Below are 14,109 nucleotides of genomic sequence, written 5' to 3' on the forward strand. Positions count from 1 at the left end.
TTAATATTACCAACTGGCTTTTGTTACTCCGGCAATTTTTCCTTCTAAAGCCATTTTGCGAAACAGTACGCGTGAAATTCCAAACTGACGCATATAACCTCTCGGACGACCTGTAATCATACAACGGTTATGTAAACGAACAGGTGATGAATTACGAGGCAACAATGCCAAGGCTTGATAATCGCCAGCTTCTTTTAATGCTGCTCTTTTTGCCGCGTATTTTGCAACTAACTGTTCTCTTTTTCTGCTTCTTGCTTTTATTGATTCTTTTGCCATTTTTTCGAATTATTTTTTAGTTAGAACCGGTTGTTCTGAATGGTAGTCCGAATTCTTTAAGTAACTGCATTGCTTCATTGTCTGTTTTAGCGGTAGTTACGAATGTGATATCCATTCCACGAATCTTACTTACTTTGTCTATGTTGATTTCTGGGAAAATGATATGCTCGGTAATACCAAGTGTATAATTTCCTTTACCATCAAAACCTTTGCTGTTAATTCCTCTGAAGTCACGGATACGTGGCAGGGATACGGAAACCAAACGATCAAGGAATTCATACATCTGCTCATCACGTAAAGTCACTCTCACGCCAATAGGAACTCCTTTTCTTACTTTAAAGTTAGAAATGTCTTTCTTGGCATAAGTTGCTACGGCCTTCTGTCCGGCAATGGCTGTCATTTCTGCAACACAGGCATCAACAATTTTCTTATCGCTAACAGCATCGCCAATTCCCTGGCTCAGGCATATTTTTGCTAATCTAGGTACTTGCATGATACTCTTATACTGAAAGTGATTTTTCAGCGAAGAGATAATCTCCTTTTTATATTTGCCTTTTAGGCGTGGTGTGTAACTCATTATTTTATTACCTCCCCTGATTTTTTTGCGTAACGTACTAATTTACCTTCTTCTGTTTTACGACCAACACGTGATGGCTTTCCTGATTTAGGATCTATAAGCATCAGGTTTGAAACATTAACCGGAGCTTCTTTCTTTACAATGCCACCTTGAGTATTTTGTGCATTTGGGCGTGTATGTTTAGAAACGATATTTACATTCTCAACACTGGCTCTGTTTGTTTCAGGGAACACTTCCAGCACACGGCCTTGTTTTCCTTTTGACTCACCGGCAATAACCTTAACGATGTCGCCTTTTTTTATCTTTAGTTTTGACATGATTCTGATTTTATTGATTAAATTACTTCAGGTGCCAATGAAACAATTTTCATAAACTGTTTTTCGCGCAATTCACGAGCTACAGGTCCGAAAATACGTGTACCTCTAAGTTCGTCTGCCTGATTGAGTAATACTACTGCATTATCATCGAAACGGATATAAGAACCGTCACTACGTCTTACTTCTTTACTTACTCTCACAACCACCGCTTTGCTTACAGCACCTTTTTTAATATTTCCTGCAGGTAAAGCATTCTTTACGGTTACCACAATTTTATCTCCCAAAGAAGCATATCTTTTGCGTGTACCGCCTAACACACGGATACACAAAACTTCTTTTGCTCCGCTGTTATCTGCTACTGTTAATCTTGATTCTGACTGTATCATCTTTTATTTCTTTTCAACATTCTGCCAATTGATAGAGGCGAGAAATTTTAATTATTTTGCTTTTTCAAGAATTTCAACTAATCTCCAGCGTTTTGTTTTGCTAACGGGTCTGGTTTCCATAATCAAAACACGGTCGCCACTACCACATGCATTAGCTTCATCATGTACGTGAAACTTTTTTGTCTTATTGATAAACTTACCGTACATCGGATGTTTAAACTTCTTTTCTTCAGCCACAACAACAGTCTTTTGCATTTTAATGCTGGTAACCACACCTATTTTTGTTTTGCGTAATGCTCTTTCAGTACTCATTGAATAATTTATTTTGATGTTTGTGACATTCTTTTGTTTAACTCAGTTTTCAGCCTTGCAATAAGTTTGCGTGTGCTGCGTATTTGTATCGGATTATCCATTGGAGAAACGGCATGCTGCATTTTATGCTTCTGTAAATTTTCCACTTCTTCCTTTATGCGTGATTTTACTTCTTCTGTTGTTAAATCTTTTACTATTGACTGTTTCATCGTTTTTCAAATTTTAATGTTAGGCAGCTGAATAATCTCTGCGAATAACAAACTTGGTTATAACAGGTAATTTTTGTGCTGCCAGACGCATTGCTTCTTTTGCTGTTTCTACTGGCACACCATCTGCTTCAAAAAGCATAGTTCCCGGTTTTACTTGGGCAATCCAATATTCGGGTGCTCCTTTACCTTTACCCATACGAACCTCTGCAGGCTTACGCGTAACAGGCTTATCCGGGAAAATTCGTATCCAGGTTTGACCTTCGCGTTTCATAAAACGGGTAAGAGCAACACGGGCTGCTTCTATCTGACGTGATGTTAGCTGTGCATTCTCCAGCGATTTGATTCCAAATGATCCGAAGGCAATCTGCGAGCCGCGGGTAGCATTACCACGGTTGCGCATCTTCTGCTGCTTTCTGAATTTTGTCTTTTTCGGTTGTAACATTGCTAATTAACCTTAATTCTTTTTTAAATAATTATTTCTTATCTCCTCTTGGACGTCCGCCTCTTCTGCCGCCACGATCATTTCCACCACGTTCTCTTTCTTGTCTTCTGTCGCCACCGCCTGCATTCTGCTTTGGTGTTGAGTTCATACCAATATTAGGAGAAAGATCTCTTTTGCCAAATACTTCGCCTTTGCAAATCCAAACTTTTACACCAATCTTACCATAAGATGTCTGAGCGTCTGCAATGGCAAAATCAATATCGGCACGGAAAGTATGCAATGGAATACGACCTTCTTTGTATTGTTCTGTACGAGCCATCTCTGCTCCACCGATACGGCCGGCACACATAATTTTTATTCCTTCTGCTCCCATACGCATGCTTGAAGCTATTGCCATCTTAATTGCACGTCTGTATGAAATACGAGCTTCAATTTGTTTGGCAACACCATCAGCTACTAACTGTGCATCGAGTTCAGGGCGTTTAATTTCAAATATGTTTATCTGCACTTCTTTCTTGGTAATCTTCTTAATTTCTTCTTTAAGCTTATCTACCTCTGATCCTCCTTTACCGATAACAATACCCGGACGTGCAGTATGTACTGTTGCAGTAATAAGTTTTAGTGTGCGCTCTATAATAATACGGGCAACTCCACCTTTTGCCAAACGTGCATGCAGATAGTTGCGGATTTTTTCGTCCTCTACCAGACGGTCAGAATAGTTTTTTCCGCCATACCAGTTTGAGTCCCATCCACGGATGATTCCCAGTCTATTTCCTATCGGGTGTGCTTTTTGTCCCATTTATGCTTCTGTATTTTCAGTTACTTGTTGTGTGTTTTCTTCTTTTTTATTGACAGTGTCAACTAATAAGGTAATGTGGTTTGAACGCTTACGAATTCTGTAACCTCTGCCTTGTGGTGCCGGGCGTAGTCTTTTAAGCTGACGGGCACTGTCCACATAAACTTTAGATACGATTAATGGCTGTTCTTCAATACGAACACCTTCGTTTTTTGCCTGCCAGTTATTAATTGCTGACAACAACAATTTATACATACTGCCGGCAGCTTCCTTTTTACTGAATTTAAGCAAGCCCAAAGCGAGATCAACTTTCTTACCTCTGATCATGTCGGCTACCAGTCGCATTTTTCTTGGTGAGGTAGGACAATTATTCAACCTGGCAATGTAGGTTGTTTTCATTTCTTCTTTGCGTGCGTCTGCCGCTATTTTCTTTCTTGCTCCCATTATTTCTTATCTTTATTACCAGCATGTCCTCTGAAAGTACGGGTTGGTGCAAATTCGCCTAATTTGTGTCCAACCATATTTTCTGTTACATATACAGGGATAAACTTATTACCATTGTGAACTGCAAATGTATGTCCAACAAAATCGGGTGATATCAAAGAGCGTCTGCTCCATGTTTTGATTACCGTCTTCTTTTTACCCTCACTCATTGACGCAACTTTTCCTTCTAGTTTAGCATCAATGAAAGGGCCTTTTTTTAGTGAACGACTCATTTATTTTATATTATTAGCTTGAAGCTTATTATTATTTATGGTGAATTATTTCTTTCTTCTTTCTATGATATGTTTATTGCTTTGATTTTTCAGCTTACGGGTTTTCTTACCTTTAGCTAACAAACCTTTGCGCGAACGCGGATGACCTCCTGACGCACGACCTTCGCCACCACCCATTGGGTGATCAACAGGGTTCATTGCCACACCACGAACTCTTGGTCTTCTGCCTTTCCAGCGGTTGCGGCCTGCTTTTCCGGCACTTTCTTTATTATGGTCTGAATTTGATACAGAACCAATAGTTGCTACACATGTCGAAAGCACCATTCTTGTTTCACCGGAAGGCATTTTTAAAATAGCATATTTTCCATCGCGAGCTGTTAATTGCGCATACGAACCGGCACTTCTTGCCATTTTTCCACCCTGACCGGGACGTAATTCAATGTTATGTACAATTGTACCTAATGGCATGTCTTTCAACATCATAGCGTTACCCACTTCAGGTGATGCTTTATCTCCGGAAAGAATAGTTTGACCAACTGTTAAGCCTGTTGGAGCAAGTATATATCTCTTTTCACCATCGGCATAATGAACTAATGCAATACGTGCCGTACGGTTAGGATCGTACTCAATAGTTGCCACTTTGCCCGGAACACCATCTTTATTGCGCTTAAAGTCAATAATTCTATATATCTTACGATGACCTCCGCCAATATAGCGCATGGTCATTTTACCTGTATTATTTCTTCCACCTTTGCGATTGATACGCTCTGTTAAGGCCTTTTCAGGTTCGTTTGTTGTAATATTAGAATGATCTGGCGCAATTAAAAAGCGCTGACCTGGTGTAATGGGATTAAATTTCTTGATTGCCATTGTTTAATTTTTAGATGCTTGCGTAAAAATCAATTGTTTCGCCCTTAGCTACGGTAATGTAAGCTTTCTTTTGACCACCTTTTTTACCTTGCAGAATACCAGCTTTGGTAAAACGGGTTTTTGATTTTACAGCATTATTCACTGTATTTACACTCACAACATTGACATTGTAAAGCTTCTCAATGGCAGCTTTGATTTCAATTTTGTTTGCGTTTTTATCTACGATAAACGCATATTGCCCGAGTTTTTCGGACTTCTGCGTCATTTTTTCAGTAATAACTGGCTTCTTTAAGATGCTCATTTGTTTAATATTTTTTCAATTACCGGCAAAGCGCCTTCTTCTAACACCAAGTTTTGCGCATTAAGAATATCGTAAGTGTTTATTTCTGAGGCACTTAATACTTTACTGCGTTGCAAATTTCGGGAGGACAAAAATAAATTTTTATTGGTATCTCCGGTCACCACCAAAACTTTTTTATTAGCAAGTTCCAATTGCTTCAAAATATTTACCACTTCACTGGTTTTTGGTGCTTCCATTGATACATTCTCAACAATGGTTATGTTGTTATCTTTTGCTTTATAGCTAAGAGCGGAAATACGAGCCAGACGTTTTACTTTTTTATTCATTTTGAAGGTGTAATCGCGAGGTTGCGGGCCGAAAACACGTCCACCACCTACGAAAAGTGGCGATTTCATACTTCCTGCACGTGCTCCTCCGGTTCCCTTCTGGCGTTTCAACTTCTTAGTTGTACCGGAAACTTCGTTACGTTGCTTTGATTTATGGGTACCCTGACGTGCATTAGCCATGATGCTTTTTACATCGAGCCATATAGCATGATCATTTGGTTTGGCATCAAAGATTTCGCTATTAAGCGTTACTTTTCTTCCAGTAGCCTGACCGTTTCTTTGTTTAATTTCTAATTCCATTTCGCTTAAAATTCTACTTTAATATATGAACCTTTAGCACCTGGTACAGCGCCTTTTATGATTAAAATATTATGCTCAGGCATAACTTTTAAAATTTGCAGATTTTGAATCTTCACCTGTTCATCGCCCATGTGACCAGTTAGCCTCTTTCCCGGAAGTACACGAGAAGGAAACGATGATGCTCCCATAGAACCGGGGGCTCTCAATCTGTTGTGCTGACCGTGCGTTGCACCTCCCACACCGGCAAAGTTGTGTCGTTTAATAACACCCTGAAAACCTTTACCTTTTGAGGTTCCAACCACATCGCAAAATTCGCCTTCGGGACAGATATCAACTTTGATAACATCTCCAAGTTTTACCTCTGTAGTAAAGCCTTTAAACTCTACTACCTTGCGCTTAAATGAGCTGTTTGATTTCTTAAAATGACCTTGCAGCGCTTTTGTTGTATGCTTTTCTTTTTTGTCATCAAAAGCTAACTGTACGGCATCATAGCCATCAGTTGCTACTGATTTAACCTGGGTTACAACACATGGTCCTGCTTCAATTACTGTGCAAGCAATGTTTTTACCCTCAGCATTAAACATGCTGGTCATTCCTATTTTCTTTCCTATTATTCCGGACATTGTTCTTTACTTTAAGGGTTTAACTATACTTTTATTTCAACCTCAACACCACTTGGTAACTCCAGTTTCATGAGCGCATCAACAGTTTTGGAGGTTGAGCTGTATATATCCAACAAGCGCTTATAAGAGCATAACTGAAACTGTTCTCTTGCCTTTTTATTTACGTGTGGCGAGCGAAGTACTGTATAAATCTTCTTCTCAGTCGGAAGAGGAATGGGTCCGCTGATCACTGCTCCCGTAGTCTTAACGGTTTTTACGATTTTCTCTGCTGACTTGTCAACGAGATTGTAATCGTAAGATTTGAGCTTTATTCGGATTCGCTGATTCATTTATATATTATTTAATTTCTTATTTTAAACCTACAATTATGCTTTTTCTAATTTACCTTTTACCTTGGCAATTACTTCTTCGGCAATGGCACGAGGACACTCTGTATAGTGAGAGAACTCCATACTTGATGAAGCACGGCCTGAAGTGATGGTACGCAACGTTGTTACATATCCAAACATTTCAGAAAGCGGAACTTTTGCTTTGATAACCTGTGCTCCTGCACGGGTGTCCATACCTTCCATCTGTCCACGTCTTCTGTTAAGGTCGCCCATAACATCTCCCATGTATTCATCAGGCGTAACTACTTCTACTTTCATGATTGGCTCAAGCAATATTGGTTTTGCTTTTGCACAAGCATCTTTATAAGCAAGTTTGGCTGCAATTTCAAATGATAATGCATCAGAGTCAACAGCGTGGAATGAACCATCTGTTAAAACTACTTTAAGGCTGCTTAACGGATAACCGGCAAGAACACCATTTACCATAGCGGCTTTGAATCCTTTTTCGATTGATGGGATAAACTCCTTTGGAATGTTACCACCTGTAATTTGGTTCACAAACTGAAGGCTTGATTTGTTAGCTACCGGATCAAAATCTTCATCAACAGGACCTAAAGTAAACTGTATATCGGCAAACTTACCACGACCACCGGTTTGCTTTTTGTAAACCTCACGATGTGATACATTACCCGTAATTGCTTCTTTATAAGAAACCTCTGGTGCACCCTGATTACATTCTACTTTAAATTCTCTTTTCAGACGGTCAACAATAATTTCGAGGTGAAGTTCACCCATACCACTGATGATTGTCTGACCTGTCTCTTCGTCAGTTTTTACACGGAACGTTGGATCCTCTTCAGCTAATTTACTCAATGCAGTTCCTAACTTCTCAGTGTCAACCTGAGTTTTTGGTTCAATAGCCAAACCGATAACTGCTTCAGGAAATTGCATTGCTTCAAGTACAATTGGTGCATTTTCTGCACAAAGGGTATCACCGGTTTTAATATCTTTAAATCCTACTGCTGCACCAATATCACCGGCCTCGATAAAAGGAATCTGGTTTTGTTTATTGGCATGCATCTGGAAGATACGAGAAATACGTTCTTTATTACCTGAACGAGAATTTAGCACATAGGAACCTGACTCCAAACGTCCGGCATAAGCACGGAAATATGCCAAACGACCTACGAAAGGATCTGTAGCAATCTTAAATGCCAATGCTGTGAAAGGCTCTTTTACATCAGGTTTACGGCTTACAGGCTCGCCATTATCGGGATTTGTTCCGGTAATATTATCTTTATCAACAGGACTAGGTAATAATTCCATTACCAAGTCAAGCATTGTTTGAACACCTTTATTCTTAAAGGATGATCCACAAACCATTGGAACAACTTTTCCTGCAATACATGATTTTCTTAATGCATCAAGAATTTCGCGCTCTGTAATACTATTTGGGTCATCGAAATACTTCTCCATTAACTTATCATCAAACTCGGCAATTGACTCAAGAAGCTTTTCTCTGAGTTCTTTTGCTTCGTCCAATATTTCGGCAGGAATAGGAACTTCTGTAAATGTCATCCCCTGATCGTGCTCATTCCAAACAATACCTTTAAAGTTTATCAAATCAACCACACCTTTAAAGTGCTCTTCTGCACCAATTGGCAATTGCAATGGCACGGCATTACCGCCAAGCATTTCACGAACCTGCTTAACCACATTTAAAAAGTCGGCACCGGCACGGTCCATTTTGTTAACAAAACAAAGTCTTGTAACGTTATAGTTATTCGCTAAGCGCCAGTTTGTTTCTGATTGAGGTTCAACACCATCAACAGCAGAAAACAAGAATACCAAACCATCCAGAATACGTAGTGAACGATTTACCTCAACGGTAAAGTCAACGTGTCCGGGAGTATCAATAATGTTTACTTTATATTTATTGTTACGGTAATTCCAAAAGCAGGTAGTTGCCGCTGATGTAATGGTAATACCACGCTCCTGCTCCTGAACCATCCAGTCCATAGTAGCAGCACCATCGTGAACCTCGCCTAACTTATGGTTTACACCTGTATAGTAAAGGATACGCTCTGTTGTAGTAGTCTTACCTGCATCAATGTGTGCAGCAATACCAATATTTCTTGTATATCTTAAATCGTTTGCCATTTGAATAGTGTCTCTCTGCTTTTATACTTTAAAATGTGAGAATGCTTTGTTCGCTTCAGCCATACGGTGTGTATCATCTTTCTTCTTAACTGCTGCTCCTTCGCCTTTTGCTGCTGCTATTATTTCTCCGGCCAAGCGGTCAGACATAGACTTCTCATTACGTGAGCGTGCATATCCTACCAGCCACTTAATGCCCAATGCCGTTCTGCGTGTAGGACGAACTTCTGATGGTATCTGAAATGTAGCTCCACCAACCCTGCGGCTGCGAACCTCTACCAATGGCATCACATTATTTAATGCTTTTCTCCATTGCTCCAATCCGTCCTCCTGTGTTTTTTCAGTAACCTTTTCTAAAGCATCATAAAAAATCTGATAGGCAGTTCCTTTTTTACCGGACTCCATCATACCATTTACGAAACGTGTTACCTGTTGATCATTATATCTTGGATCAGGCAATAAAATCCTTTTCTTGGGTTTCGACTTTCTCATCTATGAAATTTTAAACTGAAACTTTTCTGATTATTTTTTAGCTGCAGGGGCACCGGCTTTAGGCTTCTTGGTTCCGTATTTACTTCTGCGCTGATTACGTCCTTCTACACCTGAGGTATCTAATGCACCACGCACAATATGGTATCTAACTCCGGGAAGGTCTTTTACCCTGCCGCCACGGATTAATACAATAGAGTGCTCCTGGAGATTGTGACCTTCTCCGGGAATATATGCTGTTACTTCAAATTTGTTGGTTAAACGTACACGGGCCACCTTGCGTAATGCAGAGTTTGGCTTTTTGGGTGTTGTTGTGTAAACACGTGTACAAACCCCTCTTCTCTGGGGGCAGGATGTTAAGGCCGGGGACTTGCTTTTGTCCTCAATTTTAGAGCGGCCTATGCGTATTAATTGTTGTATTGTAGGCATCTTAATTATCCAATATGTTAATCCCAACTTTTTTGGGACTGCAAATGTAGAGATTCTTTTTAGAATTACAACTAATTGAAAAAGATTTTTTTAAGAATTTCTTCAAATGGCTATCGTGTTGGTAATCAATTATATTTGTGAAATAATCGAAATTGACTTTTTCATATCCTGACAAATTACCACTACTTTCAGGCTAAAAATATTCTTCATTTTGTTAAAACAGTCATCAAAACTATTGTCAATTAAACATACGAGCATTACGACAAAACCATGAAGAAGTCATTCACTATAAAATCGGGGTTAACTGCTATTCGACATGGCTTTAGTAAAACATAGTTTTAAAAGGCAAGCATGTATTTTCTATTTATAAAACAACCATGTGGCTTATTGATTTGGTTTTAGTAAATAGTTTGAGCCTTTTGGACTGAAACCAGATTGAAAGTATCACCGGTCTTTTAGCCATGAAACAGCTTTGGCAAAGCAAGTAACAACATCGGATTCAATGAAAGTATCACCGACCTTTTGGCCTTGAAACAGCTATCAGGTGATAAAAACCTGCTTACTAACATGACATATACCCCTAAGGTAAAAAAACTAAGTAAAATACAAAGCCCGCTAGACAAAACAGGATTTGAAAAAAAAATTTGTACAATTGCCACATACAGCTATATTTGTGCAGTATTCAGCATGTTTTAGCTGAAAATATGCTGATATTTAAATGTTATCAGCCATTCTTTGGCGGCAGTGCAAACTTGAACAGCAATTAAAAAAAGGGACGTTATGAAAAAAGCAATTCTTTCACTACACATTTTGTTTATTTTCAATTTAGCCCACGCTCAGAATTTCTTGAATGGTAATTTTGAAAATACAACAGCAAATTGTCAGATTAATACTACCAATAACAGTTTTAATGGATTCATGACTAATTGTTACGGCTTCGGTTCTGACGGTCTTGATATTCTTACTAATAGTTGCGGATATGGAACAGCACAAAATGGAAATTATTTTATTGCAATCGCTTGCCACTTTCCAATAGCACTTGAAGCCTTTTCTTTAGCGTTAAATTCACCTCTAATTAGTGGTCAAACGTATACTCTTTCTTTCTGGAATATAAAATCTTCATCTTGGAACCCAAACAAATTAAAGATTGGATACTCAGCCGATAGTTTATCATTTGGCACACTAATAGATACGGTTCCAGTCCCTGGTATTACATGGACTTATCAATCATTGACTTTTTCTCCCATTAATAATAGTTCCTTCATAACAGTTGCAGTAGCCGATTCTATTCTCAGCTGGAACTATATTGACAATTTCACATTGAATAATATCACTGGAGTAAATTCACTAGATGATTTTCAATCAATAATTGCTATTTACCCCAACCCATTCATATCTAACATTGATGTAACAATTCAGAAACAAAGCATGAAATATGTTTCCATCACTATTCAGAATATTTTAGCTCAAACTGTATTTAGTGAACAAGATAATCTTGCAATCACAAGAACCATTGACTTGAATGGGCAACCAAACGGGATGTATTTTGTTGTCTTGACAATTGACGGAAAACGAATCACGAGAAGAATATTGAAGCAATGAATAAAAATTTTTGCAAACTTGAAAAGTTACGACTCCGATGAACAGTATAACGGCTGATAACATAAAGATTAAACGAAATAATTTTTTTGAGGGGTTTATCGGTTATCAAAGTGTTGTGCTTCTAACAAACATTCTGCAAGTGCAAAAAATGCGAACTACTTTGCGGTGTAAACTTTCTTTCTATTTGTTCGCATTTTTTGCCGAGAGTGTGTCCCCCTCTGGCGCTAGTCTTCAGACTTGTGCCCTACTATCATTCAAGCAGCACTAAGTCAATAAGCCCTTTGCTGGGGCAATAATCCGTTGCACTACTATAAACGTAGCCTTCAAGATTATAAACAAATCCTGCCCGCATAGGATTTTCCTTCTCCATACCTTCAAAGTCTCCCGTATTTCAGGGGACTTTGAAATATTAAAAAAACATTGAAGGGTTGATACGTTTTTATGAAAATAGAACTCACCTGGTTTATAATTTTACTTTATGAAACCTTTTGAAATTAATTTATATTTGTAAATGCTTTTGAAATTATTTTTTTCACATGTTGACGTTATGTGCAATTTTAACGCTTCGAACAACCGGTAGTGCTAATTTGAAACTGCGGAACATTATACAGACATTTTTTATCGAACTTTTGTACAATGGAAAAGTGCAAACTTTGCTTACAAGAAAAACAACTAATCGCAAAATCTCATATTATTCCTGACTTTATGTATGAGGAATTGTATGACGACAATCACAAAATTAGAGTTGTTCCTGCATCGGAATTTGGCAAAGTAAAACCAAGAATTAAAATGCCTTCTTCGGGCGAATACGAAGGAGGTTTATTGTGCAGTGACTGTGACAACAAACTTTTAGGTGGCTATGAGAATTATGCGCGTAAGGCAATTTATGGTGGAGCATTACGAGATAGTGAATGTCCTGAATGCGATAATTTTAAAAGTCAAGACGGAGTGAAGTTTACCCTTTGCAAGAAAATAAATTATCATAAGTTCAAAATATTTCTGTTGTCGGTTCTTTGGCGAGCAAGTATTTCAAAACGTGCACTCTTTGACCAAATAAATTTAGGACCGCATGAAGAAGTGTTACGCAAAATGATTTATGAAGGTAATCCTGGAAAGGTTGATGATTATCCTTTGTACTTTATGACATATGTAAATGACAAAGATGTTTCAACTGACATCATTGGTCATCCAAAGCAAATAAGAATTAAATCAGGACATCGTGCATACACATTTCTGATTGGCGGAATATTTTATATGTATATGGTTAATTCTTCAGATCATACACTTCCTGATTACATAATCAAAAGCACAATTAGACCTTCTGATGAAATGACTATTTATCACATACCGAAAGGAAAAGGTTGGGAAATAATGTTAAGTTACTTTGGATTGATTAAGGCGAACATATAAAAACTGTAACGGAACCACATACATTTGTGCTTTGTGGACAGAGTATAACTGTGCATAACAAGAACTGTGGTTAAAAACAAGCATTTATAGAAGAATATTTTTCATCGTAAGGCAATTCGGATTTAGCAACAGCCACCGCTTGTTTAATAAGTTTATTTCCCACAGTGGCTAATGCCAGCTTGCCGTTTTTACCTTTCTCCGTACTTTCAAAGTCTCTCGCATTTCAGGAGACTTTGAATGGACAAACATTATCCATATATTTGAAAATGTTTTTAAAATTGTTTTTTTACAGACTGACGTTATGGGCAAGTTTAAGAAACGACACAGTAGTCAAGGACAGACACGAGCACCACAGTTCTTGCGGTTTGACAGTTCTTGACTATTAATGACTGACAGAATAAAAATAAAAAGTGGAGACCAGCGACCACTAAAGAAACGGGGCGAAACCGAAAAGCCAAATGAGTAGGAAAACATAAAAAAGAAATAAAATGAAAACTGAAAATGTTGTTTTAATGCAAATGGCGAGAGAATCTCTAAAAGGTAAATGGGGCTTAGCCATTGGAACATTTGTGGTATATTTATTAATCTCTGTGGTTTTACAAATGATAACAATTGTTGGACCAATTGCATCATTAATAATTTCTGGTCCATTTGCTTTAGGTCTTGCCGTTTTTGGGTTATCCATTTCAAGAAACCAAGACGCTAAACTGGAACAAATATTTCAAGGCTTTAGTAATTTTGGAACTGCATTAGGTGCTTATCTATTAATAATTCTTTTCTTTTTATTATGGATGATTTTACTTATAATACCCGGTATTATTGCTGCCATATCTTATTCTATGACCTTCTACATTTTAGCTGATGACAATTCAATTGGTGCTATGGATGCAATAGATAAAAGTAAAAAGATGATGGATGGTTACAAATGGAAGTATTTTTGTCTATGTCTGAGATTTTTAGGTTGGGCATTGCTTTGTATTCTGACATTAGGAATAGGCCTTCTATGGCTTATGCCGTATATGCAAGTTACTATGGCAAAATTTTATGATGACGTAAAAGCAAACTCATTAACAACTGAAAACATATAAAACCAGCCCATTTCCGTACTTTCAAAGTCTCCCTCATTTCAGGGGACTTTGAATGGACAAGAGCATCTATAAAACTTATTTCTCTGTCTGGAGCTACCTGACTCTCTAAGTTGGAAAAGGTGATTTGCTCCCGATTTATTCTTGTTAGTGTGGG

Annotated in this window: 21 protein-coding genes; 3 read left to right on the plus strand and 18 right to left on the minus strand. The window is 38.1% G+C overall.

Translation table 11 applies throughout. The annotated features are described in order from the left end of the window. Nucleotides 1–6: 6 nt before the first annotated feature. Genes rpsN through rpsL form a run of 18 tightly spaced genes read right to left on the minus strand, consistent with a single transcriptional unit; the run spans nucleotide 7 to nucleotide 9,855 of the window. Nucleotides 7–276: a 30S ribosomal protein S14 gene (gene rpsN / locus V9G42_11770; GenBank protein ID MEI2760098.1), complete on the minus strand. Its 270-nt coding sequence runs from the start codon at nucleotides 274–276 to the stop codon at nucleotides 7–9. Between the two features lie 16 nt (nucleotides 277–292). After that, nucleotides 293–853 carry a 50S ribosomal protein L5 gene (rplE, locus tag V9G42_11775; protein ID MEI2760099.1) on the minus strand — a complete coding sequence of 187 codons (561 nt, stop codon included), beginning with the start codon at nucleotides 851–853 and terminating at the stop codon, nucleotides 293–295. Then, nucleotides 853–1,170 (minus strand): 50S ribosomal protein L24, encoded by a 318-nt coding sequence (rplX, locus tag V9G42_11780; protein MEI2760100.1) that lies wholly within the window; start codon nucleotides 1,168–1,170, stop codon nucleotides 853–855. The genes rplE and rplX overlap by 1 nt, the downstream gene beginning before the upstream one ends. Nucleotides 1,171–1,187: 17 nt before the next feature. Beyond that, the gene (rplN, locus tag V9G42_11785; GenBank protein MEI2760101.1) at nucleotides 1,188–1,556 is read right to left on the minus strand and encodes a 50S ribosomal protein L14; all 369 of its coding nucleotides are present in this window, start codon (nucleotides 1,554–1,556) and stop codon (nucleotides 1,188–1,190) included. A gap of 51 nt (nucleotides 1,557–1,607) precedes the next feature. After that, on the minus strand, nucleotides 1,608–1,868 hold the full coding sequence (gene rpsQ / locus V9G42_11790; GenBank protein MEI2760102.1) for a 30S ribosomal protein S17: 261 nt from the start codon (nucleotides 1,866–1,868) through the stop codon (nucleotides 1,608–1,610). An 8-nt stretch (nucleotides 1,869–1,876) separates the two neighbouring features. Continuing rightward, entirely contained in the window at nucleotides 1,877–2,077 is a 201-nt protein-coding gene (rpmC, locus tag V9G42_11795) for a 50S ribosomal protein L29 (protein MEI2760103.1), read from the minus strand. A gap of 19 nt (nucleotides 2,078–2,096) precedes the next feature. Further along, nucleotides 2,097–2,519, minus strand: a complete 423-nt coding sequence (rplP, locus tag V9G42_11800) for a 50S ribosomal protein L16 (GenBank protein MEI2760104.1) — start codon at nucleotides 2,517–2,519, stop codon at nucleotides 2,097–2,099. Between the two features lie 31 nt (nucleotides 2,520–2,550). Further along, nucleotides 2,551–3,318 carry a 30S ribosomal protein S3 gene (rpsC, locus tag V9G42_11805; GenBank protein ID MEI2760105.1) on the minus strand — a complete coding sequence of 256 codons (768 nt, stop codon included), beginning with the start codon at nucleotides 3,316–3,318 and terminating at the stop codon, nucleotides 2,551–2,553. Next, nucleotides 3,319–3,759, minus strand: a complete 441-nt coding sequence (gene rplV, locus V9G42_11810; protein MEI2760106.1) for a 50S ribosomal protein L22 — start codon at nucleotides 3,757–3,759, stop codon at nucleotides 3,319–3,321. Next, the gene (gene rpsS, locus V9G42_11815; GenBank protein ID MEI2760107.1) at nucleotides 3,759–4,031 is read right to left on the minus strand and encodes a 30S ribosomal protein S19; all 273 of its coding nucleotides are present in this window, start codon (nucleotides 4,029–4,031) and stop codon (nucleotides 3,759–3,761) included. The genes rplV and rpsS overlap by 1 nt, the downstream gene beginning before the upstream one ends. 45 nt (nucleotides 4,032–4,076) lie before the next feature. Further along, the gene (gene rplB / locus V9G42_11820; GenBank protein ID MEI2760108.1) at nucleotides 4,077–4,901 is read right to left on the minus strand and encodes a 50S ribosomal protein L2; all 825 of its coding nucleotides are present in this window, start codon (nucleotides 4,899–4,901) and stop codon (nucleotides 4,077–4,079) included. A gap of 10 nt (nucleotides 4,902–4,911) precedes the next feature. Continuing rightward, nucleotides 4,912–5,202, minus strand: coding sequence for a 50S ribosomal protein L23 (gene rplW, locus V9G42_11825; GenBank protein MEI2760109.1), 291 nt, complete (start codon nucleotides 5,200–5,202; stop codon nucleotides 4,912–4,914). Beyond that, nucleotides 5,199–5,828: a 50S ribosomal protein L4 gene (gene rplD, locus V9G42_11830; GenBank protein MEI2760110.1), complete on the minus strand. Its 630-nt coding sequence runs from the start codon at nucleotides 5,826–5,828 to the stop codon at nucleotides 5,199–5,201. The genes rplW and rplD overlap by 4 nt, the downstream gene beginning before the upstream one ends. Nucleotides 5,829–5,833: 5 nt before the next feature. Then, nucleotides 5,834–6,451, minus strand: a complete 618-nt coding sequence (rplC, locus tag V9G42_11835; GenBank protein ID MEI2760111.1) for a 50S ribosomal protein L3 — start codon at nucleotides 6,449–6,451, stop codon at nucleotides 5,834–5,836. Nucleotides 6,452–6,474: 23 nt separating this feature from the next. Next, on the minus strand, nucleotides 6,475–6,780 hold the full coding sequence (gene rpsJ / locus V9G42_11840; protein ID MEI2760112.1) for a 30S ribosomal protein S10: 306 nt from the start codon (nucleotides 6,778–6,780) through the stop codon (nucleotides 6,475–6,477). A 36-nt stretch (nucleotides 6,781–6,816) separates the two neighbouring features. Further along, a complete protein-coding gene (fusA, locus tag V9G42_11845; protein MEI2760113.1) occupies nucleotides 6,817–8,940 on the minus strand; it encodes an elongation factor G in 2,124 nt (707 codons plus the stop codon). Between the two features lie 21 nt (nucleotides 8,941–8,961). Then, entirely contained in the window at nucleotides 8,962–9,429 is a 468-nt protein-coding gene (gene rpsG / locus V9G42_11850; protein ID MEI2760114.1) for a 30S ribosomal protein S7, read from the minus strand. Between the two features lie 30 nt (nucleotides 9,430–9,459). Continuing rightward, on the minus strand, nucleotides 9,460–9,855 hold the full coding sequence (rpsL, locus tag V9G42_11855; GenBank protein MEI2760115.1) for a 30S ribosomal protein S12: 396 nt from the start codon (nucleotides 9,853–9,855) through the stop codon (nucleotides 9,460–9,462). A gap of 780 nt (nucleotides 9,856–10,635) precedes the next feature. Between rpsL and V9G42_11860 the strand changes: the two genes are divergently transcribed. From V9G42_11860 to V9G42_11870, 3 genes are all read left to right on the plus strand, one after another. Beyond that, nucleotides 10,636–11,457, plus strand: a complete 822-nt coding sequence (locus V9G42_11860; GenBank protein MEI2760116.1) for a T9SS type A sorting domain-containing protein — start codon at nucleotides 10,636–10,638, stop codon at nucleotides 11,455–11,457. 636 nt (nucleotides 11,458–12,093) lie between these two features. Continuing rightward, on the plus strand, nucleotides 12,094–12,867 hold the full coding sequence (locus V9G42_11865; GenBank protein MEI2760117.1) for a hypothetical protein: 774 nt from the start codon (nucleotides 12,094–12,096) through the stop codon (nucleotides 12,865–12,867). 488 nt (nucleotides 12,868–13,355) lie between these two features. Beyond that, nucleotides 13,356–13,955 (plus strand): DUF975 family protein, encoded by a 600-nt coding sequence (locus V9G42_11870; protein MEI2760118.1) that lies wholly within the window; start codon nucleotides 13,356–13,358, stop codon nucleotides 13,953–13,955. Nucleotides 13,956–14,109 lie beyond the last annotated feature (154 nt).

The organism is Bacteroidia bacterium (assembly GCA_037045145.1).
Classification (GTDB): Bacteria; Bacteroidota; Bacteroidia; order AKYH767-A; family OLB10; genus OLB10.

Excerpts from the sequence above, each read along its gene's own strand:
- rpsN (MEI2760098.1), bottom strand. The coding sequence starts at position 276 with ATGGCAAAAGAATCAATAAAAGCAAGAAGCAGAAAAAGAGAACAGTTA.
- rplE (MEI2760099.1), bottom strand. The coding sequence starts at position 853 with ATGAGTTACACACCACGCCTAAAAGGCAAATATAAAAAGGAGATTATC.
- rplX (MEI2760100.1), bottom strand. The coding sequence starts at position 1,170 with ATGTCAAAACTAAAGATAAAAAAAGGCGACATCGTTAAGGTTATTGCC.
- rplN (MEI2760101.1), bottom strand. The coding sequence starts at position 1,556 with ATGATACAGTCAGAATCAAGATTAACAGTAGCAGATAACAGCGGAGCA.
- rpsQ (MEI2760102.1), bottom strand. The coding sequence starts at position 1,868 with ATGAGTACTGAAAGAGCATTACGCAAAACAAAAATAGGTGTGGTTACC.
- rpmC (MEI2760103.1), bottom strand. The coding sequence starts at position 2,077 with ATGAAACAGTCAATAGTAAAAGATTTAACAACAGAAGAAGTAAAATCA.
- rplP (MEI2760104.1), bottom strand. The coding sequence starts at position 2,519 with ATGTTACAACCGAAAAAGACAAAATTCAGAAAGCAGCAGAAGATGCGC.
- rpsC (MEI2760105.1), bottom strand. The coding sequence starts at position 3,318 with ATGGGACAAAAAGCACACCCGATAGGAAATAGACTGGGAATCATCCGT.
- rplV (MEI2760106.1), bottom strand. The coding sequence starts at position 3,759 with ATGGGAGCAAGAAAGAAAATAGCGGCAGACGCACGCAAAGAAGAAATG.
- rpsS (MEI2760107.1), bottom strand. The coding sequence starts at position 4,031 with ATGAGTCGTTCACTAAAAAAAGGCCCTTTCATTGATGCTAAACTAGAA.
- rplB (MEI2760108.1), bottom strand. The coding sequence starts at position 4,901 with ATGGCAATCAAGAAATTTAATCCCATTACACCAGGTCAGCGCTTTTTA.
- rplW (MEI2760109.1), bottom strand. The coding sequence starts at position 5,202 with ATGAGCATCTTAAAGAAGCCAGTTATTACTGAAAAAATGACGCAGAAG.
- rplD (MEI2760110.1), bottom strand. The coding sequence starts at position 5,828 with ATGGAATTAGAAATTAAACAAAGAAACGGTCAGGCTACTGGAAGAAAA.
- rplC (MEI2760111.1), bottom strand. The coding sequence starts at position 6,451 with ATGTCCGGAATAATAGGAAAGAAAATAGGAATGACCAGCATGTTTAAT.
- rpsJ (MEI2760112.1), bottom strand. The coding sequence starts at position 6,780 with ATGAATCAGCGAATCCGAATAAAGCTCAAATCTTACGATTACAATCTC.
- fusA (MEI2760113.1), bottom strand. The coding sequence starts at position 8,940 with ATGGCAAACGATTTAAGATATACAAGAAATATTGGTATTGCTGCACAC.
- rpsG (MEI2760114.1), bottom strand. The coding sequence starts at position 9,429 with ATGAGAAAGTCGAAACCCAAGAAAAGGATTTTATTGCCTGATCCAAGA.
- rpsL (MEI2760115.1), bottom strand. The coding sequence starts at position 9,855 with ATGCCTACAATACAACAATTAATACGCATAGGCCGCTCTAAAATTGAG.
- V9G42_11860 (MEI2760116.1), top strand. The coding sequence starts at position 10,636 with ATGAAAAAAGCAATTCTTTCACTACACATTTTGTTTATTTTCAATTTA.
- V9G42_11865 (MEI2760117.1), top strand. The coding sequence starts at position 12,094 with ATGGAAAAGTGCAAACTTTGCTTACAAGAAAAACAACTAATCGCAAAA.
- V9G42_11870 (MEI2760118.1), top strand. The coding sequence starts at position 13,356 with ATGAAAACTGAAAATGTTGTTTTAATGCAAATGGCGAGAGAATCTCTA.